The organism is Nocardioides montaniterrae, from assembly GCF_054782655.1.
Genome location: NZ_BAAGSB010000033.1, coordinates 1 through 631 on the forward strand (window position 1 = coordinate 1; position 631 = coordinate 631).

At 40.6% G+C, this 631-nt stretch carries 1 protein-coding gene; it reads right to left on the bottom strand.

Going from position 1 to position 631, the window contains the following annotated elements:
- The coding region (locus ACYVJ3_RS16635; protein ID WP_460854194.1) for a hypothetical protein at window positions 1-533 on the bottom strand (533 nt) is incomplete at its 3' end.
- Between the last annotated feature and the right edge of the window lie 98 nt (window positions 534-631).

Consider the following 631-nt stretch of genomic DNA (forward strand, 5'->3'; position numbering starts at 1 on the left):
GTATGGAACATATGATAAAGAATAGTAAAGCAAGGTAGAGTTCGTGTCACAACACTAACTCCATAGTGAATACCAGAAGGAAGAGTCGATTGTACCAGAGAGGGCATACTTGAGCAATAATGAGCTAGCACCTGAAAACAATGCCAGATAAAGCCAAAATTATGAATGGACTGCTTGATTGCTAGTCGAGCATTAGAGTTACCCTGCTTGTGCTTCATCATCCAAGCATCAGAAAGGATCATGCCAACCAGAATACAAAGAGTATTGAAAGGGATACCTACCATATTTCGAATAATAATATTGAATTGAGGGTACCCTACAGTCGAACCATGATTGGTACCATATGGTACAATACTAGTACAAGTATTATTAGGTAGAATCTTATACTTGGTCGCACGAGGGTATAGATAGCTAAGAGGTACTGTGATAATATTAAAAACAGTAATAATATAGTTGGCCAGTATATGAAGTGGGCCTAGCACTTCGTTTAGCCATGAGAATACCTTAATACCTGTTGGTACTGCGATGATCATAGAAGCTGCTGTAAAGTAAGCTCGAGAAGTCGGAGGCCAAGCGGTCTTAGGAAGACAAGATCCGACGTCAACTCCTTGGCTCACAGAACGACATGGCT